The sequence below is a fragment of the Gemmatimonadaceae bacterium genome, from assembly GCA_019752115.1.
GTDB lineage: Bacteria > Gemmatimonadota > Gemmatimonadetes > Gemmatimonadales > Gemmatimonadaceae > Gemmatimonas.
Genome location: JAIEMN010000020.1, coordinates 191,344 through 211,918 on the forward strand (window position 1 = coordinate 191,344; position 20,575 = coordinate 211,918).

A 20,575-nucleotide genomic window follows, 5' to 3' on the forward strand; every position below is an offset into this window, starting at 1 on the left:
CGTGGGAGGCTTACTCGGCGCCCGCTTGCAACACGCCGGCCACACGGTCGCGTTCGTGGCGCGCGGGGCGACCTGCGCGCATCTGCGCGCACAGGGCCTCGTCATCGACAGCATTGATGGCAACCTGCGCCTGCCGCAGATCACCGTCACCGATGATCCGGCCACGATTGGCGTGGTCGATCTGGTGCTCGTGTCGGTGAAGGCCACGCAGGTCGCGGCGGTGGCGCCGTCGCTGCGCCCGCTGATCGTGGCGCACACGGCCGTGATCCCCATGCAGAACGGCGTCGAGGCGGGCGTACACCTCGCGGCCGCGCTGGGCGCGGGGCATGTGCTCGAAGGGGTCGCCCGGGTCATCGCGGCGCTGGCCGGCCCCGGCCATGTCTCCCATACGGCCGTGACCCCGGTCGTGGAGTTCGGCCCCCGCGCGGGGGCCCCGCTCGATCCGGCGGTCGCGGCCCAGCTGCCGGCGATCGACGCGGCGTTCCGCGGCGCCGGGCTGGTGCCCATGCAGCCGGTGGACATGGCGATCGCCAGCTGGGAGAAGTTCCTGTTCATCGAGCCGATGGGCGTCGTGAGTGCGGCGTCGCGTCAGCCGTTCGGCACCGTACGATCGCTGCCGGAGCTCCGGGCCCTCACCGACTCAGCCCTGGAAGAGCTGATCGCCGTGGGGCGAGCCGTGGGTGTGGCATGGCCGGCGGATGCCAAGACCCGGGTTTGGGAGCGCTACGACAGTTTGCCGCCAGACAGCACGACCTCGCTGGCGCGCGACCTCATGGCCGGTCGGCCGAGCGAGTTCGACGCCCAGACCGGCGCGATCGTGCGCTTGGCGACCGCGCACGGCGTGCCGGTGCCGGTGCATCGCACGCTGCATGCGATCCTGCTCCCCACCGCCAAGAACGCGGACTGACGCGGCGGCAGGCCGGTGACCCCGGCGAGCGGGTCACAGTTTTCCACAACGCGTGTGGATAGAGAACACTTCATCTGGGCGCTGCAACCGACGGGTTGGTAATCGGTTGCAGCGCCTTTGACCCTTGGTACGTACATTCCTTTGTGTCTCATCCCGGCATGCGGATCCCCGCCCAGGATGATCACCGGAATTATTCCCTCACCGGCCCCCCACCCGCCGACCAGAGGGAAGGCAGCCCGTCGTTGCAGGTTCCGCAGGTCTCCCCGCGCACCAACTCCGTGGAGTGGCAGGCATGAAGGTTCTGCTCGCGTGGTCCGGTATCACCGCAACCGTGGCGACACTCGTGTCGACACCGGTGATCGGACATTCCCGTGCGACACCGCCGGCAACGGCCGGTGATCGTATCCCGCTACCGACGTTCCTCGCGTCGCCCATCACGCCGTCCGCCGAAAAGGTCGCGCCAGGCCACACGCGCACCGGCTCCAAGACGCGCTTCGGCACGCGCGGTATCGCGATGGCGGCGCTCGATTCCACGATCAGCCGCTACTGCGGCTCGTGCCACAATCCCACCATGAAGCGCGGCAATCTGAGCCTGCGCGGGTTCGGGATCGATTCGAGTGCGCGTCATCTCGACGTGGCCGAGAAGATGATCCGCAAGCTGCGCGCCGACATGATGCCGCCGCCGGGCTCGAAGCGCCCGGGCGGGGACACGCTGATCGCGCTGGTGGAGACGCTCGAGAACACGGTGGACGCGCTCCCGACCAATCCGGGGACGCGCACCTTCCAGCGCCTCAACCGCGCCGAGTACCAGCACGTGGTGAAGGATCTGTTCGGGCTCGAGGTCGACGCCGGCAACTGGCTGCCGCTCGACCAGAAGAGCGCGAACTTCGACAACGTCTCCGACGTGCAGGCGCTCTCGCCGACGCTCCTCGAAGGCTACATGAATGCGGCCGCCGGCGTGGTGCGCATGGCGATCGGCGATCGCAAGGCGATCGACGCCCAGACGACGTACAAGCCGTCGATCTTCGTGTCGCAGCATCCGTGGGATCATGTCGAGGGCACGCCCTACGGCACGCGCGGCGGCATGGTGGTGAAGCACATCTTCCCCGCCGACGGGACGTACGAAATCCGCGTCAACGTGGGTGGTGGCATGGGCGGGCGCCCGGTGGAAGACGTGGACGTCTCCATCGACGGCAAGCGCATCGCGATGCTCGCGTATGACAAGGGCATCTCGCGCAACAACGAATCGGCCGACCTGCCGCTGGGCGCCGACTACATCCGCACCGGGCCGATCCAGATTCCGGCCGGCCAGCACACGGTGTCGGTGGCCTTCGTGCGCCGCGCCGAAGGGCCGTACGAGGATCTGATCAAGCCGCATGAGTGGTCGCGCGCCTCGGGCGGCACGGCCTCGGCGGGCACGACCGAACCGACCTACCTCTTCGACTTCACGATCGCCGGCCCGAGCAAGATCACCGGCATGAGCATGTCGCCGTCGCGGCAGCGCATCTTCACCTGCGCGCCCACGGCGAAGGTGGCGCAGCGCGCCTGCGCCGAAACGATCCTCAGCCGCTTTGCGACGCGCGCCTATCGCCGCCCGCTCACGGCCGAGGATCGCGCCGACCTCATGAAGTTCTATGACAAGGCCGCCACCGCCGACAACCCGAACGCGTTCGAAGATGGCGTGCGCCTCGGGCTGCAGGCGGTGCTCGCCAGCCCGTACTTCATCTTCCGCTTCGAGAAGACGCCGGCGTCGGTCGCCGAAGGGCAGGACTACAAGATCGACGATCTGGAGCTGGCGACGCGCCTGTCGTTCTTCCTCTGGAGCACGATCCCCGACGAGCGCCTGCTGACGCTCGCCAAGAACCGCACGCTCCACACGCCAGCGGTCTACCAGGCGGAAGTGAAGCGCATGCTGGCCGATCCGCGGGCCGAGGCGCTGGCGACGCGCTTCGCGGCGCAGTGGCTCCGCCTGCAGGACCTCGAGAAGGTCCACCCGGACGCGTTCATCTTCCCCGACTTTGATCAGTCGATCGCCAACGCGATGTACAAGGAGACGGAGCTCTTCTTCAACGACATCGTGCGGAACAACAAGAGCGTGCTCACGGTCTTCACGGCCGAGTCCACGTTCGTGAACGAAAAGCTCGCGCGGCACTACGGCATCCCGAATGTGACCGGCGACTACTTCCGCAAGGTCGCCTACATCGACGACCAGCGCCGCGGCGTGCTCGGCCACGGCAGCGTGCTGGTGCAGACGTCGCTCGGCAACCGCACGAGCCCGGTGCTCCGCGGCAAGTGGGTGATGGAAGTGCTCCTCGGAGCCCCGCCGCCACCGCCGCCCCCCAATGTGCCCGACCTCGAGCAGACGAACGGCGCGAAGGAAGGGCGCCAGCTCACCACGCGTGAGCGCATGGAAGCCCACCGCTCGAACCCGACGTGCAAGTCGTGCCACCAGTTCATCGATCCGATCGGGCTCGCGCTCGACAACTTCGACGTGACCGGGCGCATGCGCTATCGCGAGAACGGCGCGATGCTCGACACGCGGGGCCAGCTGTACGACGGCACGGCGCTCAACACGCCGGCGGATCTCTCGAAGGCGCTGCTCAAGCGGCCGCTGCCGCTCATGCGGAACTTCACCGAGAACCTCATGACGTACGCCCTCGGGCGTCGCGTCGAGGACAGCGACATGGCGACGGTCCGCGCCATCGTGCGCGACGCCGGCAAGCAGAACTACAAGTTCTCCGCGTTCGTGACGGGCATCGTCACGAGCAAGGCCTTCACCTCACGGCGCGCCGAACCCGCGGTCGCCGACGACTCCAAGTAACTCCTCTTCACTGATCCGGAGCATTCGATGAATTTGCTGACCCAGAAGGCCCTGCATCGGCGCACGTTTCTGAAGGGGATGAGCGCGGCGATCGCGCTCCCGTATCTCGATGCCATGGTGCCGGCCGGCAAGCTGTTCGGGTCGTCGGCGTCGTGGGCGGCGACGAGCCGTCAGCGCTTTGTGGCGATCGAGTCGGTGCACGGCGCCGCCGGCAGCAATGCGTGGGGCGCCTCCAAGTACCTGTGGGCGCCGGAAGGCGTGGGCCGCAGCTTCCAGCTCAACCCGGAAGGCGCGCTCGCGCCGCTCGACGCGTGGCGGAAGTACCTCACGATCGTGAGCAACACCGACTGCCGCATGGCCGAGCCGTTCGACGCGCCGGAGATCGGCGGCGACCACTTCCGCTCGAGCGCGGTGTTCCTCACGCAGGCGCACCCGAAGCAGACGCAGGGCTCGGACCTTTACGCCGGCACGTCGCTCGATCAGCTCATCGCGCGCAAGATCGGCCAGGACACGCCGATGCCGTCGCTGCAGCTCTGCATCGAGAATCTCGACCAGGCCGGCGGCTGCACGTACAACTACTCCTGCGCCTACACCGACACGATCAGCTGGGCGTCGCCCAATGATCCGCTGCCGATGATCCGCAATCCGCGCGCGGCGTTCGATCTGCTCTTCGGCGCCGGTGCCGACAACAAGGACCGCGCGTCGCGCCGCAAGGAAAACGGCTCGATCCTCGACTGGGTCGTGGGCGAGATGTCCACGCTCAAGACGCAGCTCGGGCCGACCGACCGGCGCCGCGTCGATCAGTATCTCACGAACGTGCGCGAACTCGAGCGCCGCATCCAGGCGATCGAAGCCAAGAACACGAGCGGCGAAGAGCGGCTCATCCCGGAAGCGCCCGCGGGCGTGCCGGACAGCTTTGAAGAGCATGTGAAGCTGATGTTCGACATCCAGGTGCTCGCGCTGCAGGCGGACATGACGCGCGTGGTCAGCTTCAAGACCGGCCGCGATGCCTCGAGCCGCACGTTCCCGGAGTCGGGCACGAACAAGGGCTTCCACCCGGCGTCGCACCATGGCGGACGCGAGGCGGCGGTGCTCGAGTTCAACATGATCAACAAGTACCACGTGTCGATGCTGCCGTACTTCCTGCAGCGCCTGCAGGAAACGAAGGATGCCGATGGCAACCTGCTCGACAACACGACGATCATCTACGGCTCGCCGATGGCCGACGGCAACATCCACAACCATCGCCGCTGCCCGCTCATCGTGCTCGGCGGCAACACGGCCATTCACGCCGGCAACATGCACCTGAAGGCGCCGGACGGCACGCCGATGGCTGATGCGATGCTCTCGCTGCTGCACAGCTTTGGCGTGGACACGCCGAGCTTCGGTGACAGTGTTCAGCCGTTCACTCTCTCGACCACCGTCTGAGGTGTCCATGACGCACCGTGTCTTTGCCACCCGGTTGTCGATGGCCCTCGCGCTTGGCGCGGGGCTGGCGACGCCGTTGGCGGCGCAGAACAACGCGGGCAACGCCGCCGACGCGAAAAAGTCGGTGCGTGTGAGCACGCCGCGCGAGTCGCGCGCCACGCCGGCGATCGCCGATGCGGCGCAGCGCGGCGATCTCGCCGAAGTGCGCGCGCTGCTCACCAAGTATGACGTGAATGCCCCGCTGGGCGACGGCATGACGGCGCTGCACTGGGCCGCCGAGCGTGGTGATGTCGCGATGACGATGGCGCTGCTGCGTGCCGGTGCGAAGCCGGTGGGCACGACGGTGAATGGCGGCTACACGCCGCTCCACGTAGCCGCGCGCAGTGGCTCCGGAGAGATCGTGAAGGCCCTCCTGGCCGCTGGCGCCAATCCGAATGCGGTGACCACGACCGGGGCGACGGCGATGCACCTGGCGGCGGAAGCCGGCAACGCCGAGGCCATCAAGGCGCTCGTGGCCAAGAAGGCCGATGTGAACGCGAAGGAAACGAGCTGGGGGCAGACGCCGCTGATGTTTGCGGCGTCGGCCGATCGCCCGGCGGCGGTGAAGGCGCTGCTCGCGGCTGGCGCGGATGTGAAGGCCCGCACGCGCACGGTGAGCCTTACCGAAGAACTCGCGCGCACGCAGGCGGCGGCGAAGAAGCGCAATGAAGTGCTCTGGGGCTTCCTCCCCGAAGCCACGCGCGACTCGATCAAGAAGGCGGAAGCGAAGAAGGCGGCCGACGCCCGGGCGGCGCTCGGCGGCGCCGGCGGTCGTGGCGGCTTTGCGGGTGGTGGGCGTGGTGGCCCGCCGGGTGGGGCCGGTGCGCCGGGCGCTCCGGGTGCGGCGCGTGGTGGTGATTCCACGCGCATCGCTGCGGCGGCGGCGCCGGACACGGCGTTCAAGGTGCCGAACCTCCCCGACAAGTTCTTCACGCCGGCGCAGGTTGCCGAAGCGGTGCTCGCCGGTCGCAAGATGTACACGGCCGACAAGGTCGGCGCGGCCACGCAGGAAGTGCCGGCCGATACGACCAACGGCTTCCAGTTCGGTCTGGAAGCGACCGTCGGCTCGATGGGTGGCCTGACGGCGCTGCATCACGCGGTGCGGCAGGGGAATATCGAAGCGGCGCTGGCGCTGGTGGACGGCGGGGCCGACATCAACGCCCCCATGCTCTCCGACAGCACGACGCCGCTGCTGATGGCGGCGGTCAACGGCCAGTACGACATGGCGATGGCGCTCATCAAGAAGGGCGCGAATCCGAAGCTCATGTCCACCGCCGGGCTGACGCCGCTGTACGCCGTGCTCAACACGTACTGGCACCCGAAGTCGCGCTATCCGCAGCCGCAGGATTGGCAGGTCCAGAAGACCAGCTACCTCGAGGTCATGGATGCGCTGATCAAGGCGGGCGCTGATGTGAACGTGCCGCTCAAGAAGAACCTCTGGTTCTTTGGCTACAGCAACTGCGGCAACGCGAACTGCGGGCTCGAGATGCTCGATGGGACGACGCCGTTCTGGCGCGCGGCGTATGCCGTGGACCTCGACGCGATGAAGCTCCTCAAGGCCGCGGGCGCGATCGACACGATGCCCAGCCGTCCCCCCGCGCGTCGTGCGCGTCCGGGTGCCGGTGCGCCGGGCGGTCCGGATTCGTTCAACCCGAACCCCGACGCGGCCGCGCAGGCGGCGCCGGTGGGTGTGGGCACCTATCCGATTCACTCGGCGGCCGGCGTGGGCTACGGCAACGGCTTCGCGGGGAACGCGCACCGTCATGCGCCCGATGGCTGGATGCCGGTGATGAAGTATCTCGTGGAAGAGCTCCATCACGACGTGAACAAGCGCGACGCCGGTGGCTTCACGCCGCTGCATCACGCCGCCGCGCGTGGCGACAACGAGATGATCCTCTATCTCGTGAGCAAGGGCGCCGATCCGAAGGCGGTCGCGCGCAACGGCCAGACCACGGTCGACATGGCCAACGGTCCCGTGCAGCGCCTGCGTCCGTTCCCGGAGACGATCCAGCTGCTGGAGAAAATGGGCGCGAAGAACAACCATAAGTGCGTGGGATGCTAACGCGCGGGAGAGCGTGATTCTGGCCTCGTAGTTCAGGAGCCAGGGAGAAGCAATCAGGGGGGAGTGCCGGTCATCGGCACTCCCCCCTGTCTTCTCCCGCCTGACTTCTAAACAACGGTGTCAGTCGAGCGCTCTACTTCTTCTCCCCCGCCAGCATCAGCTGCACATGCTCATTCGCCTGTTGCAGCCCTCCTTCCTTGTCCGACCAATCAATGCGCCCATCGGCGTTGACGTCGGCGCCCATGGTGATCTGCTGGCAGAGCGAGACGAGCTGCGACATCAGCGCGGCGGCGGCCTTGGCGTCTTTCGCCTGCCGCACCTGCTGGGCGAGCGCGATCGCGGCGTCGGCGCGGGCGGCGGTGGCGCGGGCGGCGGTGGCGATGTGCGTGGCGTGCACCTTCACGTTGGGGCTCGCGTTGGGTTCCTTGGCCGCGAGTTCGATGTGGTTGGCCACGCCGAGCGCGGCGGCCTTCACGCCAAAACCCTTGCCCGGACCGGTCTTCTCGATGGCCGGATCGAGCGCGTTCAGAATGTGGCCGGCGTGCAGCTGCAGCTGGGCCAGATCATTCGGATTGCGCATCGCCAGCGCGGCGTGCTGTGAGGCGACCGTCGCCTCCGCAAAGGCCATCACGAGCAGCCCCGACTTGTCAGGGGTGTCGATGAAGCTGGTCGTAAGATGCGAGATATGCGTGCCCACCATGCCACCGGGCAGCTGACTCGACGGCACGAAGCCGCTCACCGTGGCCGCCACGGCGCGCCCGGGGAGCGGGGCGCCGGTGAGCTTGGCCATGATGCTGTCGAAGGAATTCCGCAGCCCTTCGGTGGTGCTCACCATGAAGCGCTGCCGCCGGTACTCGGCGTCGGTCATCCCCTTCTGCTTGAGCACCTCACCGATCAGTCGCTGCTTTTCCTTGGCCAGGTCGGCCTGGGTCTCGTCCTTCTTGTTCTTCGCCTGCGCGGCACGCGCGTCGGCCGAGTCATGGACGAGGCCGATGGCGAGCTGCGTTTCGGCCAGCTTGCGGATCTGCTCGATCGAAAGCGCCGGCTGCCCGGCCGCGCTGGCCGCCGGGGGCGCCGGGGGGGCGCCGCCGGCCGTCTGCGCCTCGAGCGAGGCGGTGGTGAAGAACAGCCCCAGCGCGAGCAGCGCGGGAACATAGGAGGGCCGCCAGGTGCGGCCATCACGAAGCGGGAGGGAGTGCATCGTGGCGCCTGAAAGGTTGGTCGGGGGCGCGTCGGGTCAGCTTCTGGTGGCGACGCGTCCCACCCCGCGAAAGTGCGTGCCAGACACGGGTCGCACCAGTCCCAAACGTGCAGCGCACGCCAAGCGTTGGGCCGCCGCGCCCGTTCACTGGCGACCGGCACGGCGGACCTGCAAACTCTTGGCATCCTGCCTCACGGCCCCACCCCGCCTTTGGGAGCGCTCCATGCGTCGACTACCGCAGCACCTGCTCGCGACCACCCTGCTGGCTGGCCTCGTTTCGCTCGCGCCGGCCGCTCACGCCCAGGGCGGCGGTGCGCCCCCCGATCCACGTAACCGCGGTGGCGGCAACTGCGCCCAGAATGCGTACAACTGCGTGGACGCCGTCAATCCGCTCCCCGCACCGAACACGGTGTGGATGGAAGAGATGACGTGGATGGATGTGCGCGACGCCATCAAGGCCGGCAAGACCACGGTCATCATCGCCACCGGCGGCATGGAGCCCAACGGCCCGTGGCTCGCCACCGGCAAGCACAACTACGTGCTGCACGCCAACTGCGAAGCCATTGGCCGCAAGCTCGGCAACGCGTTGTGCGCGCCGATCGTGAAGTTCGTGCCCGAAGGGCGTATCGATCCGCCCACGAGCCACATGGTCAGCCCGGGCACGATCTCGATGCGCGAGGAGACGTTCCGCGCGATGCTGATGGATATCGGGATGAGCCTCAAGCAGCATGGCTTCCAGAACATCATCTACATCGGCGACAGCGGCGGCAATCAGGCCGGCCAGCGCTGGGTCGCCGACTCGCTCACGAAGATCTGGCAGGGCTCGCCGGTCATCGCACACATCCAGGAGTACTACGACTACGCCGGCGCCGCGGCGTACATGAAAGACCACGGCATCGTGGATGGGGCGTCGGACAACCTGCACGACGACGCGATCATCTCGCTCAACATGTTCATGGATGATCCGAAGAGCATCCGCTACGAGGAGCGCGTGAAGATCGGCAAGGCGTCGATCAACGGCGTGAACATTGCCGATAAGAAGAAGAACACCGAGCTCGGCAAGCAGATCATCGCCTTCCGCGCGCAGGTGGCGGTGGATGCGATCAACAAGGCGATCGCGAACAAAGGCACGCTGCCCGCGCCCGCCGGGCGTGGGCGCGGAGGGCCGGGGTCGTTCTAACTGCGCACACAGGGTGCATGGAGACGGACGAGGGCACAGGGGACTACGGTCTCCTGTGCCTTTCTCCTATTGCCATCCGTTCATCACTCGGTGAATGCCGTCGGTGAGACGTTCCATGCCGAAATTTAGGAGGAGGCCCGTACGCTTGTTCGAGAGTCTGAGGTAGGTGAGCAATTGTTTGGTATAAACCGGATGATGCAGTTCGGAGCACTTGATCTCGACTATCACCCGGTCATTCACGAGGAGGTCGACTCGGTAGCCGAGCTCCACGCGAATTCCTCGATACTCTACAGGGAGCACCAGTTCCCGTTGCGGGTCGAGTCCCCGATCGCGCAGTGCATGGGTCAGGCACTCGGCGTACACTCGCTCGAATGCCCCTGGTCCGATATGCCGGTGCAGCCGGATCGCCTCCTCAATGATCACGCCGGTGATGTCGGTATCTGTGAGCATGCGTGAATAGATACGCGGCGATCGTCATCACACCGTCACCACGCGGGATCAAGAAGGGCACAGAGGACTGTAGTCCCCTGTGCCCTCTTCTGTCTCCGTGCGCTCTGTGCGAGCCGTTCAGCGCACCTTCGCCCGTTCGATCTTCATCGCCGCGCCCGTCGGTAGCGCGCCCGCGGCCCCGATGGCCGTGGCAGGGCCTTCGCGTACCGCGAGATAGACCACACCGCCGGCGCCGAAGCCGAGGATGGTGCGGCCTTCGGGGATGAGTACGCGATCGATCGCCTGCCCGTCCTTGTCGAGGATGTCGTAGACCACACCGGCGGGCTGCGGCTTCGTGGGGATCGTCTGGATCCAGATGTTGCCGTCGAGGTCCGCGCGCGCGCTATTCGCAAAGAACGGCGGCTGATAATCCGGCAGTTCGCTTGGCGACACCACCGTGAGCTTCGGGGCCGTCATCTGCGGGGCGCGCACTGGGCCACCGCCGCCGCCCGGGCCGTCACCGGCGCGCATTTCGAAGCGCATGGTGACCGCCGGGGCCGCGCCGCCACCACCGCCCATCATGGACTGGAAGCCCTGCTGCAGCGCGTTGCCGCCGGCGGAGCCACTCGCGAACTGCTTCTCCAGGATCTTCGACACCGAGTCAACCAGCTTCGCCTTGTCGTCGTCGGTCATGCGCTTCCAGTCGAACGCGACCTTCTGCGAGCTGCGGCGCTGACCGTCGGCGCCGACCCAGTCCACATGGAAGTCCTTGCCACGCAGGATGGCAATGTCGCCGTTCGACGTCACGACCCACTCGTCGATCACGGGTAGCGGGTTGATCTCCACCGACACGCTGATCTTGTCGTCCACGCGACTGATGATCGGGCGCGTGCGCGGGATCTTCACGAAGCCAGCGGTATCCAGCACGCGCGTCTGCAGGTTGACGCGCACCACCGCCATCGAGTCGGGGACTTCCACCTGCGGCGTGTTGCCGGCACCGGGCCCGCCCGACATGCGCATCTGCACATTGGGCATCCCGCGGTATACCAGATGGCCGTTGCTGTAGTACGCGCCGAGGCCCGCCGAGAGCATCATGGCGTCCTGCGCGCGCGGCACACTCATGGTGCGCCCGAGCTTCCCCTGCGGATCGATCACCAGCATGGAGAGTGACGCCGGGTCCACGAACAACGTGGAGTCGCCGCGAAAGGCGATGAGACTGCCCGGGCGCGGGCCGTAGGCATTGGCCGTGCTTGGCGTCGAGTCGGCCACGACCGAGACGATCTTCATCGCGGAGTCGAGCAGCAGCACGCGCCGGCTCACGATGTCATTCACCAGCAAGCGACCGCCGGGGAGCGCGCGGACGTTGGTGACCAGGCCGATGGAGTCGGTGGTGGTGGCGAGCGCGGGGCCAAGCTGGCGAATCGCCGGCCGCGACTGCGCGCCGGCCGTGGCCGCTACGCCGAGGGCGAGCGCGCCAAGGATGGATCGGGTGAACGTCATGGAGAGACGGGGAAGGAGAGAGAAAGACGGCTGCATGGAATATGCGCCGGTCGGGGTTGGAGTTTGGGACACCGTCATCAAATAAGGGTCATCGCATGAGGGTCATCGCATGATCACCTGCGTCATGGCGCCCATGCCACCGGCCATCATCATGCCACCGGCACCCATGAAGCCACCGCCGCTGCCGGCGGTACCGGAGCGGATGGATTTGAGATAGCGATCGTCGAGTGCCGTGGCGATGAACGGGGGAAGCTGCCGGAGCTGCGCCTTCGTGAGCAGCTTCTTCACCGCCGGCGCATACCCGCGCAGGATGTCGATGCTCGCCTCACGCGCCCGCACATACTTCACGTAGATCTCGTCGTGGCTGAAGTCGTTCGGGAGTGCGGCGTACGCCTTGGCCAGCGGCGACCAGATCGAGTCGAGCCGCACCGTGAAGCGGCGGTTCATCGTGGCGAGGCTGTCGGCCTGATCGGCGCTCAGCTTGAGCGTGTCCTGATCACGCAGGATCGTCGCCAGCGGATTCGGCACGCCGCCGGTGCCGAACTGCGCCTTGATGATCGCCTCCTGCATCTTCACGCCCTCGGTGCGACGGCCGCGATCGAGCGACTGCGTGAGCAGCTGCCGTTCGCGCGTGGGGCCGATGTCGTAGCGGAGCTGCGCCGTAATGGTGACCGGCGTGCGGAACTGCTGGAACTGCGGGTTGGTCGCGCCGAAGCGCTGGTTCACTTCGTACTTGAAGCGCCTGGTGATCGGATCGAACCCGCGCACGTACAGCAGCGACTGATCGAGGAACGGCGTCTGCCCCCACCCCTTGAGGTTGTCCTGCCCGTTGACGAGCAGGTCGGCGGTGCCGAGCGGGTTCGAGACCGTAAAGGTGAGCGTGGCGCGCTGCGGTAAACGCAGCTTGAGCGGGTTGAACGACACGCCCAGGCTCGCCGTCTGCTGCCACGGCCCCTGACAGCTGTTGCGCGCGGCCAGTGTGCCGAGCTGGCTGGTGAGGCACGACTTGGCCACGCGCGAGCCACCGGCGAGCAGGCTCTGCATGCTGCTGGCGAGCGTCGCGTCGTTGGCACTGGCGGGACTGAAGACGAACGCGCGGTCGTTGCTGTAGCCGTCGCCGTTCACGTCGCCGGCGATGCTGGGGGTGAACGGCGTGCCCGAGCGCACCTGGCCGAACCAGCTGAGGCGTACGAAGTCGAACGCATTGTAGGTGAAGCCGTACGTGAACTGATGGCGCGAATCAAAGCTCGAGCGCGACCAGCCGATGGCGTTCGGATCACCCACGGTGCTCGTGAAGCCGCGGAACTGTTCGCGCACGTTGCCATACGTGTAGCTCGCGTTCCAGGTGAAGTTCGAGCTGAAGGTCATGGGCGACAGGCGCACGCTGAACTGGGCGCTGCGCGACGCCAGATCGCTGCGCTGTTCGGTGACGCGCTGGAACTGGCTCGACACGCGCCCGTCGGCCGCCGCGATCCCGCCGGTGACCGGCACGATGCTCGTGGGGAGCACGAACACCGGGCGGTTGCCCTCGTTGTCGAGGGCAAAGCGCGTCGTGCCGGCAAAGTTGCGGTCCACGAAGCTCGCCTGATTGGTGTTGAGCGAGTACGTGGCGTCGAACGTGGCGTTCAGGCGGTTGCGCAGGATCGGGCCGCTCCAGCTCAGATTCGAGCGGACGCTGCGCGAGGGGATGTAGTCCTTGGCGAAGAGCGTCACGTTGGGCGCGCTGTTGCTGAACACACTGCCCGTGGTGCCGTCGGCGCAGCGTGTGGGAATGCGCGACGGATCGGTGTAGGCGTTCCAATCGGGCGTGGGCGTTGCAGCGCCCACGCAGGCGAGCTGCTGAATGGCGCTCGCGAGGCCGGTGTTGTCGATCGCCGAGCCGATGAGCGTGCTCTGCGGCGTATTCTGGAAGAGCCCGACGCCACCGCGCACCACGGCGCGCGGGCCGCGGAAGGCACCAGCGAAGGCGCCGATCTGCGGAGCGGTGCCATACTGCCAGGAGAAACCGGCGCGCGGGCTCACAAAGACGCCGTTGGGCACCAGATCATTACGCACGCCGAACTGCTGCTCGATGGCGGTGTTGCGCACCGGCGTGTCGGTGAAGCGATTGCCGTCCACGCGCACGCCGTACTGGAACTGCAGACGATCGGTGCGGCGATACGAGTCGCCCAGCGAGATGGCGCCGATGACCTGGCTCGTGCTGCGCTCGCGCGGCGACAGCGTGCGCGTGAAGCTCACCGGAATGCCCGCCTGCAGATCGCTCAGCGAGTTGTAGGTGAAGGTGCCGAGGCGGTTCACCGTCTGATCCTGCGCGGCACCCTCACGGCGCACTTCGGTGCCGAGCTTGAGGCGATGCTTGTTGTTGCCGCTGAACCACGAGAGCGTGTTCATCGCCTGCACGCCGGTGGTGGTCTGCGACGTGCCGAGGAACTGATTGCCGCCAAAGCTCAGCAGCTGCACGCCGTTCGTGCCATCGGCAAAGGTCGAGTTCACGCGCACCCGACCGCCCGGGAGGTCCACCAGCGGGTCGCCGTGGCTCTCGGCGCGATTGGCGCTGATGTTCGTTTCGGTGAGCACGCCCACACCGCGCAGCGTGAGATAGCTGCTGTGACGCGCCTGCACGCCGGCGTTCACGCTTGTGCGTGAGGCCGATGTGGTGGGGAGCGACGTAGTGAGCGGCACCGCCGGATTGTTCTTCTGCCAGCTGCCGTTGACGGTGAGGTTGTACGCCGTACCGCTCGTGCTCGACGGCGGCGCGAAGTCGATTGCGCCCAGCACCGAGCCCTGGTCGCCCAGTCGGCTCGACGGCACACCGCCGGCGCTCAGCGGCACCCGGTTGGCGTTCAGAATGCTCTGCAGGCGCGTCACCGAGTCCACCGCCACGCCGGTGGCCTGCAGCCCAACGGGCGAGGTGTTGAGCAGCGTCTGCAGATCGTTGCTGCGACGGCCGAGCTGATACGACAGGGCGTAGAACGCCTTGTCGAAGACCAGCGGACCGCTCACGCTGCCGCCGAGCGAGCCATTGGTGTACTTCTGCCCCTGCGCCTGCGCCGCGCGATCGGTCCACTGCAGCTGCGGCGCGTCGCCCACAAAGGAGAGCGAGCGGCTCGAGAAGTTGGAGCCGCCACGCGTGCGCAGCTGGAACTGGCCGCCGCTGAATCCGCCGCGCGACACATCGTACGGGCTCGTGGCCAGTGAGCTGAAGACGCTCGCATCACGCGGCAGACCGGCGCCGCCGAAGAGCATGCCGTTGAGCGTCGTCTGGTTCTGATCGGCGCCGAGTCCGAGCACCGAGAAGCCGTTGGCGCCACCATCCTGCCCCGGCACGAGCTGCACACCGGGAAGCGTCGCCGCCATCGCTGCCAGATCGTTCATCTGATCGGGGGGCAACGCGGGATTGTTGGTCTGAATGGCCTTTTCGGTCCCGCTGATGTCCTGGTTCGCTTCACCGCGCGACACCTTCTGTCGCTCGGCGGTGACCTTCATGGCATCGAGGACCGCGCCGACCTTGGTGAGCTTCGCATCGGCCAGCAGGACGTCTTCGTCGGCGGCGCGCTTCACTTCAAAGCGCTTCTGCCCGTAGCCGACCGCGTTGAGGGTGACCATGTAGTCGCCATCCCCATTGGGGAAGGTGACGGTGAAGCGCCCCTGCCGGTCGGTGCGGGTGGTGCGATTCACGTTCCCCGAGATGCTCGTGATGATGACGGCAACATTCTCGAGGGGTTCGTTGTCCGTGCTGGTGATGCGGCCACGGATGACGTCGACCTGCTGCGCACCCACCGGCGGGGCGGCGACGCCCAGGCAGGCGAGCAGGACAACGAGGAGATATCGGAAGCGACGCGACACGTCGGGAGGGCTTGAGGGACGAGCGGGAACCTGCAGGAGGTACGCCTTGGAGGGGGCTGGCGTTTCGACACCACTGGGTTTGGGGGTGGTTTCCTTGAGATGGGGGAAAAGCGGAACCCCCGAGAGCTCAGTGGGCAGAATTTCAGGGGGAAGAGCTCAGGACTGCGGCAGTCCTGAGCTCTTCCCCCTGACGTTCTCCCCCCTGAGCTCTCGGGGGTTACTGACCTCCGACGTCTGATGGCAGACGGCAGATTCGGCTCAGAACTCCCCAATCATCCCAATCTCCGTCTCCAACTCATACCCGAACTTCTCCCGCACACACTGCTGCGCATGCGCGATCAGCGCCCGCACATCCGCCGCGGTGGCGGCGCCGAGGTTCACGAGGATGTTGGCGTGGATATGCGAGATCTGGGCATCTCCCACGCGATAGCCCTTGAGGCCGCACTGGTCGATGAGGCGACCGGCGCCGATACCTTCGATCTTCTTGAAGACCGAGCCCGCGCTCGGATGCACCTGCAGCCACGGATGGCGGGAGCCGCGCCAGGAGAGATTCTCCTGCAGAATCCGATGCAGCACCGCCGGGTCCTGCTTCGTGAGCTGAAAGCGCGCGCTCAACACGATGTCGCGGCGGTGATGAAAGACCGTGTCGTCGTAACCGAACTGGATATAGTCCGCGTCAACGGTCTTCCGCTCACCCTCTTCGGTGAGGATGTCGCAGCTGGTGAACGCTTCGGCGATGAACATCGTGCGTTCGCGTTCAGGCGCCGGCGACAGAAAGTGCAGGTTCTGCCAGAGCGCGCCGCCTACCGTGCTCGGGATGCCGATGTAATGCTCGAGCCCTGACCAGCCGGCGCGCGCGGTTTCGAGGACGAGATCCTGCACCACGGCGCCGCTTTCGCTCCACAGTTCGCCGGTGCCGCTCAGGGTGTGTGCGGCGGCGCGATTGCGAATGACGAGGCCGCGAACGCCCTTGTCGCCCACGAGGATGTTGGCGCCCAGGCCGAGCACGAACCACGGCAGGCTCGCGGCCTTTGCGGCGCTGACGGCGGCGGCGAGATCGTCGGCGCTGGTGGCCTCGTAGAGCCAGTCGGCGGGACCCCCGATCTTGAAGGTGGTGTAGGGGGCGAGTGGCGCGTTCGCGTGGAGGCGCGTGACGTCGAGAGCGCTGAGTGACGCAGGGAGAGTCATGCGATCAAATGGAAGCAGGCGTCACAGGGAGTCCGGCGAGGTGTGCGACCTCGCGGACACGACGATCGAGTGAGAGCAGCTCGATGGCACCAAACTGCCGCGCGGCCTCGAGCGCCGTCGCCACGTGCATCGCATCGAGCGTACGAATCGGCGGGCCAGCGAACGCACCGGACGCACGCTCGAGGACGTCGTCATCGAGCGAAAACACGATCCAGCTACTGGCAAGCTGACTCAGATAGTGCTGGAGTGCGAGCGACTCGACCGGCGTCAGACGACCCTGATACACCGCTCGGTGAACGGCGCGTTGACACTCCACGAGTGTCAGCGCCGAGGTGATCACGCGGGAGGCCTCGGCCACGGACTGACGAACCACGTCCGCCTGAACGGGCTCATTGAACAGCCACGCAAGGAGTGCACTCGTTTCGAGATAGGTGGTGCGTTGCAGAATCACGAGGGGCCTCAGCGATCGTCGCGATCTTCGGCCAACAGCTCCGCCGCCGTGCCCGGTGGGACGTGAACCGGGCTGGGCTCGTAATCCCACTTCGGCTTCTCAGCGAGCCGTAGGATGCCCTTGGCGGCCAGCTCGGCGAGCTTCTGATCGACGGGCGAGAGCGGAGCGGCCGAGAGTCCCGGCTGCCGCAGCTCGGCGATTACCCGACCGCGATCGGTGACGAGGACGGTCTCGCCGCCCTGGACCTCACGGAGGACCTGGCTGAGATGCGTCTTGAGTTCGCGGATGCCGACGGTGCGCATGACTTCCTGCCGATGGGATGTGTTTGTCGGACCTCAGACCTCGGAGCCCCGATCAGGCTTCCGACCTCGGTCTCGCCGGCGGACGTCGGACCCTGGCCTCAGGATTCAGCCATCGGTCCGGAGGTCGAAATTCGGATGTCTGCACCGCGATGTCCGATGGCGAGACCGAGGTCCGAGGCGCGATCGGGCCCTGAGGTCTGAGGTCCGATCCTGGATCAATGTAGTCACGTGTGACTACATCTGCCATGATGTGGTCACTCGGGGCATCCTGCGCATTGGCCGGGCCCGCTCGCGGGGCGTATCCTAGGGCTGAACCGCCAGCCCCCTTCTATGTCGTCAGTGCAGGACCAATTGCAGCGCGCCCTGGGCTCCGCCTACCGCCTCGAGCGCGAGCTGGGTGGCGGCGGGATGAGCCATGTGTACCTGGCCGAGGAGGTCGCGCTCGGCCGGCGGGTGGTGATCAAGGTGCTCCCGCCGGATATGGCGGCGAGCGTCAGTGTCGATCGCTTCCGCCGCGAGATCCAGTTGGCCGCGCAGCTGCAGCACCCCGGCATCGTCCCGCTCCTCACCGCGGGCGCCGACGGGGACCTGCTCTGGTACGTCATGCCCTACGTGGAGGGCGAGTCGCTCCGAACGCGCCTGGCCCGCGGGCCGCTGCCGATTGATGAAGCGGTGCGGTTGTGGCGCGATTTGCTGGAAGCGCTCGAGTACGCGCATGGCCGCGGCATCGTGCATCGCGACATCAAGCCCGAGAACATCATGCTGACCGGGCGGCGGGCGGTGACGCTGGACTTCGGCGTGGCGAAAGCCGTCACGGCGAGCACCGGTGGCGGCGGCATGACGATGACCGGCGTGGGGTTCGCCATCGGCACGCCGGCATACATGGCCCCGGAACAGGCGGCGGGCGACGGCAGCGTGGATGCGCGCGCCGATCTCTACGCGGCCGGGCTCGTGCTGTACGAGATGCTGGCGGGACGTGGGCCATTCGAGGCGCGCTCGCCCGCGGAGATGATGGCCGCGCACATTGCGACGGCGCCGACGGACATTCGCGCGCGGCGCGCGGGGGTGAGCGAGGCGCTGGCGACGACGCGCATGGCGTGTCTCGGCAAGTCGCCGAACGAGCGACCGGCCGCGGCATCGGTGGTGTTGGCCGACATCGACCGCGGTGAGGCGCGCACCAGGAGAGCCGATGGAACGAATCCCGTCAATGCGGTGCGCGCACGACGGTCGGTGCTTGCGGGCGCGCTCGCCGTAGCCGTCGTGGGTGCTGGCGCCTGGTGGTGGCGCACGCGAGCAGCGGACAACGAACGTCCGTCGGCGACGAGCACCGAGGTGCTGGCGGACTCCGCGCGGTTACAGGTCGCCATTCTGCCCGTGGTGTCTGAACCTCGCGACAGCATCATCGCACAGTCGGTGGTGCAGGCCCAGATCAACAGTCTGCAGCTCGAGCCAACGATCCTGGCGCAAACGCCCAAACGCATTCGGGCTCTCGCCGAAGACATCGGATTGGTCGCCGCGACCCCCGATTCGCTCCGCCAGTTCTACCGCGATCTTGGCATTCACGCCTACCTCCAGCACACACTCGTACGATCCGGAGATGGGCTGTTGCTGATCGCGGAGGGATACAGCACGCGCAACGACAGCGCCCTCTTCCGTGTCGAAGCGCCCATGAACTCCTCCGCCGAGATCTCGAGTACTTCCGGCTCGGTGGTACGCGACGCGACGGCCGCCATTCGCCGTGCCGTTGGCAAGGTCTCGCCACCGCCGGTCAGTGGGCGGCTGCTCGGAACCAGCTCGGAGGCCGCCCCCCTGTATCTGGTTTCGCGACGCGCGTGGTCGGATGCTGAATACGCGAAGTCGGCGCGACTGCTTCGCGAGGTCCTGAAAGCCGATTCGAACTTTGCGATCGCGTGGTCCTCGTTGTTCTCCTCCAATCGAAACGGACAACTGAGCGAGCACGAGGCGAGTATAGCCTCCGCAAACGCGTATCGACTTCGCGATCGCATTCCCAGCCGTGCACGCCGCCTCTTCGAGGAGTGCAACCATCTGCGGAATGCAGGATTGATGGACAGCGCCCTCGCCGTCGCCAGTCGCGCCTCGAAGGAGTTTCCTGACGACGGGATGATCAAGAGTGAGCTTGGATTGGCACACACGGAGCTTCGCAACTTGCCATTGGCGACTGAGGCCCTCCGGCTCAATTTCGATCAAACGATCGCCAGTCGCATGTCGACGAACGTCGGGCCGGCCAACTACGTGGCGGCATTGCTTCGCGAGGGTCGAGTCGAGGAGGCTCGTAAGGCCCTACGCCGTACCGTCGCGGTGCTTGGCGAGAGCGACGGGCAGACACTCGTCACTCGCGAACTGTTCGCCGCCGCCGAACTCGATCCCGATTCACTACTTGCCGTGGGTTCCGCCCGCCTTCGCCGAGCCGGCGGTGATCGAGATCCGTTACCGGGATACGCCGCGCTTGCTGGTGGCTATCTGCTCGCGGGTCGACTCGACTCGGCGCTCACGGTTGAGGCGCTCCGGCGCACGGCAGCGCAGGCGGGTAATCAGCAGCTGCAGCGTATCGTCAGTCTGGCCCCTGACGTGTATTGGCGTGCCTCGCTTCGCCCGGCGGCGACGAATGCTGCCGGTGACTTCACGGCGGCACTTCGAACGGCACGCTGGGACACGTTGCCGGCGCTCGACCGGGCGTATGGCGCGGTCATCCAGGCCTATATCGCCACCGGTGACATCGCCGCAGCGCGGCAGTCGCTGGCAGAGTGGGAGCGGACGGTACCGAAGGTGTGGGTCGCGGCGCAGCGTCCGCTGATCGACGCCGCTGCCGGCGAGATCGCGCTTGCGGCCGGCGACGGCAAGACGGCGCTCAAGGCGTTTCGCGCGGCCGATGTCGGTCGATGCATCTCGTGCGGCGAAGTACGAATCGCCCGCGCCTTCGATCGGCTGGAACAGCCCGACTCCGTGATTGCGTGGTACGAGCGCGCCCTGTCCAAACCCACTACGCGATTGCGCGAAGCGGATTTGTTGGAGTACCCCCGCGCCTACCGCCGCCTCGGCGAACTGTACGAAGCCAAGGGCGACACGAAGCGCGCCATCCAGCGCTACTCCGACTTCGTGGAGCTGTGGAAGAACGCGGACCCCGCGCTCCAACCGCTCGTGAAGGATGTGCGCGACCGCATCGCGCGGCTGCAGCGGAAGTCGGGGTAAGGCTGCCCCGC

Annotated in this window: 13 protein-coding genes; 6 read left to right on the forward strand and 7 right to left on the reverse strand. The window is 67.0% G+C overall.

Annotated features, from left to right (window positions below):
* Position 1 precedes the first annotated feature (1 nt).
* The 4 genes from K2R93_10585 to K2R93_10600 all read left to right on the forward strand — a co-directional run bounded on the left by K2R93_10585 (position 2) and on the right by K2R93_10600 (position 7,257).
* On the forward strand, positions 2 to 907 hold the full coding sequence (locus K2R93_10585; protein MBY0490275.1) for a 2-dehydropantoate 2-reductase: 906 nt from the start codon (positions 2 to 4) through the stop codon (positions 905 to 907).
* A 292-nt stretch (positions 908 to 1,199) separates the two neighbouring features.
* Positions 1,200 to 3,728: a DUF1592 domain-containing protein gene (locus tag K2R93_10590; protein MBY0490276.1), complete on the forward strand. Its 2,529-nt coding sequence runs from the start codon at positions 1,200 to 1,202 to the stop codon at positions 3,726 to 3,728.
* A 27-nt stretch (positions 3,729 to 3,755) separates the two neighbouring features.
* Complete coding sequence (locus K2R93_10595) at positions 3,756 to 5,156, forward strand: DUF1552 domain-containing protein (GenBank protein ID MBY0490277.1); 1,401 nt, start codon at positions 3,756 to 3,758, stop codon at positions 5,154 to 5,156.
* Between the two features lie 7 nt (positions 5,157 to 5,163).
* The gene (locus K2R93_10600) at positions 5,164 to 7,257 is read left to right on the forward strand and encodes an ankyrin repeat domain-containing protein (protein ID MBY0490278.1); all 2,094 of its coding nucleotides are present in this window, start codon (positions 5,164 to 5,166) and stop codon (positions 7,255 to 7,257) included.
* Between the two features lie 133 nt (positions 7,258 to 7,390).
* On the opposite strand, the gene K2R93_10605 is transcribed toward K2R93_10600, so the two are convergent.
* Positions 7,391 to 8,458: a hypothetical protein gene (locus tag K2R93_10605; GenBank protein ID MBY0490279.1), complete on the reverse strand. Its 1,068-nt coding sequence runs from the start codon at positions 8,456 to 8,458 to the stop codon at positions 7,391 to 7,393.
* A 223-nt stretch (positions 8,459 to 8,681) separates the two neighbouring features.
* Here K2R93_10605 and K2R93_10610 point away from each other — a divergent pair, with 223 nt between their 5' ends.
* A complete protein-coding gene (locus K2R93_10610; protein MBY0490280.1) occupies positions 8,682 to 9,638 on the forward strand; it encodes a creatininase family protein in 957 nt (318 codons plus the stop codon).
* 66 nt (positions 9,639 to 9,704) lie between these two features.
* On the opposite strand, the gene K2R93_10615 is transcribed toward K2R93_10610, so the two are convergent.
* The 6 genes from K2R93_10615 to K2R93_10640 form a co-directional block, all read right to left on the reverse strand.
* Positions 9,705 to 10,088 carry a GxxExxY protein gene (locus K2R93_10615; GenBank protein ID MBY0490281.1) on the reverse strand — a complete coding sequence of 128 codons (384 nt, stop codon included), beginning with the start codon at positions 10,086 to 10,088 and terminating at the stop codon, positions 9,705 to 9,707.
* Positions 10,089 to 10,205: 117 nt separating this feature from the next.
* Positions 10,206 to 11,567, reverse strand: coding sequence for a hypothetical protein (locus tag K2R93_10620; protein MBY0490282.1), 1,362 nt, complete (start codon positions 11,565 to 11,567; stop codon positions 10,206 to 10,208).
* 102 nt (positions 11,568 to 11,669) lie between these two features.
* Positions 11,670 to 15,413 carry a TonB-dependent receptor gene (locus tag K2R93_10625; protein ID MBY0490283.1) on the reverse strand — a complete coding sequence of 1,248 codons (3,744 nt, stop codon included), beginning with the start codon at positions 15,411 to 15,413 and terminating at the stop codon, positions 11,670 to 11,672.
* Between the two features lie 258 nt (positions 15,414 to 15,671).
* Positions 15,672 to 16,601, reverse strand: a complete 930-nt coding sequence (gene murB, locus K2R93_10630) for a UDP-N-acetylmuramate dehydrogenase (protein ID MBY0490284.1) — start codon at positions 16,599 to 16,601, stop codon at positions 15,672 to 15,674.
* A 4-nt stretch (positions 16,602 to 16,605) separates the two neighbouring features.
* Positions 16,606 to 17,052 (reverse strand): type II toxin-antitoxin system VapC family toxin, encoded by a 447-nt coding sequence (locus K2R93_10635; GenBank protein ID MBY0490285.1) that lies wholly within the window; start codon positions 17,050 to 17,052, stop codon positions 16,606 to 16,608.
* Positions 17,053 to 17,060: 8 nt separating this feature from the next.
* Positions 17,061 to 17,354 carry a type II toxin-antitoxin system prevent-host-death family antitoxin gene (locus K2R93_10640; protein MBY0490286.1) on the reverse strand — a complete coding sequence of 98 codons (294 nt, stop codon included), beginning with the start codon at positions 17,352 to 17,354 and terminating at the stop codon, positions 17,061 to 17,063.
* Positions 17,355 to 17,684: 330 nt separating this feature from the next.
* Here K2R93_10640 and K2R93_10645 point away from each other — a divergent pair, with 330 nt between their 5' ends.
* Positions 17,685 to 20,564 (forward strand): protein kinase, encoded by a 2,880-nt coding sequence (locus K2R93_10645; protein MBY0490287.1) that lies wholly within the window; start codon positions 17,685 to 17,687, stop codon positions 20,562 to 20,564.
* Positions 20,565 to 20,575: the final 11 nt, after the last annotated feature.

Coding starts and splice junctions, on each gene's coding strand:
- K2R93_10590 (MBY0490276.1), top strand. CDS start 1,200: ATGAAGGTTCTGCTCGCGTGGTCCGGTATCACCGCAACCGTGGCGACA.
- K2R93_10595 (MBY0490277.1), top strand. CDS start 3,756: ATGAATTTGCTGACCCAGAAGGCCCTGCATCGGCGCACGTTTCTGAAG.
- K2R93_10610 (MBY0490280.1), top strand. CDS start 8,682: ATGCGTCGACTACCGCAGCACCTGCTCGCGACCACCCTGCTGGCTGGC.
- K2R93_10620 (MBY0490282.1), bottom strand. CDS start 11,567: ATGACGTTCACCCGATCCATCCTTGGCGCGCTCGCCCTCGGCGTAGCG.
- K2R93_10600 (MBY0490278.1), top strand. CDS start 5,164: ATGACGCACCGTGTCTTTGCCACCCGGTTGTCGATGGCCCTCGCGCTT.
- K2R93_10640 (MBY0490286.1), bottom strand. CDS start 17,354: ATGCGCACCGTCGGCATCCGCGAACTCAAGACGCATCTCAGCCAGGTC.
- K2R93_10615 (MBY0490281.1), bottom strand. CDS start 10,088: ATGCTCACAGATACCGACATCACCGGCGTGATCATTGAGGAGGCGATC.
- K2R93_10605 (MBY0490279.1), bottom strand. CDS start 8,458: ATGCACTCCCTCCCGCTTCGTGATGGCCGCACCTGGCGGCCCTCCTAT.
- K2R93_10645 (MBY0490287.1), top strand. CDS start 17,685: ATGTCGTCAGTGCAGGACCAATTGCAGCGCGCCCTGGGCTCCGCCTAC.
- murB (MBY0490284.1), bottom strand. CDS start 16,601: ATGACTCTCCCTGCGTCACTCAGCGCTCTCGACGTCACGCGCCTCCAC.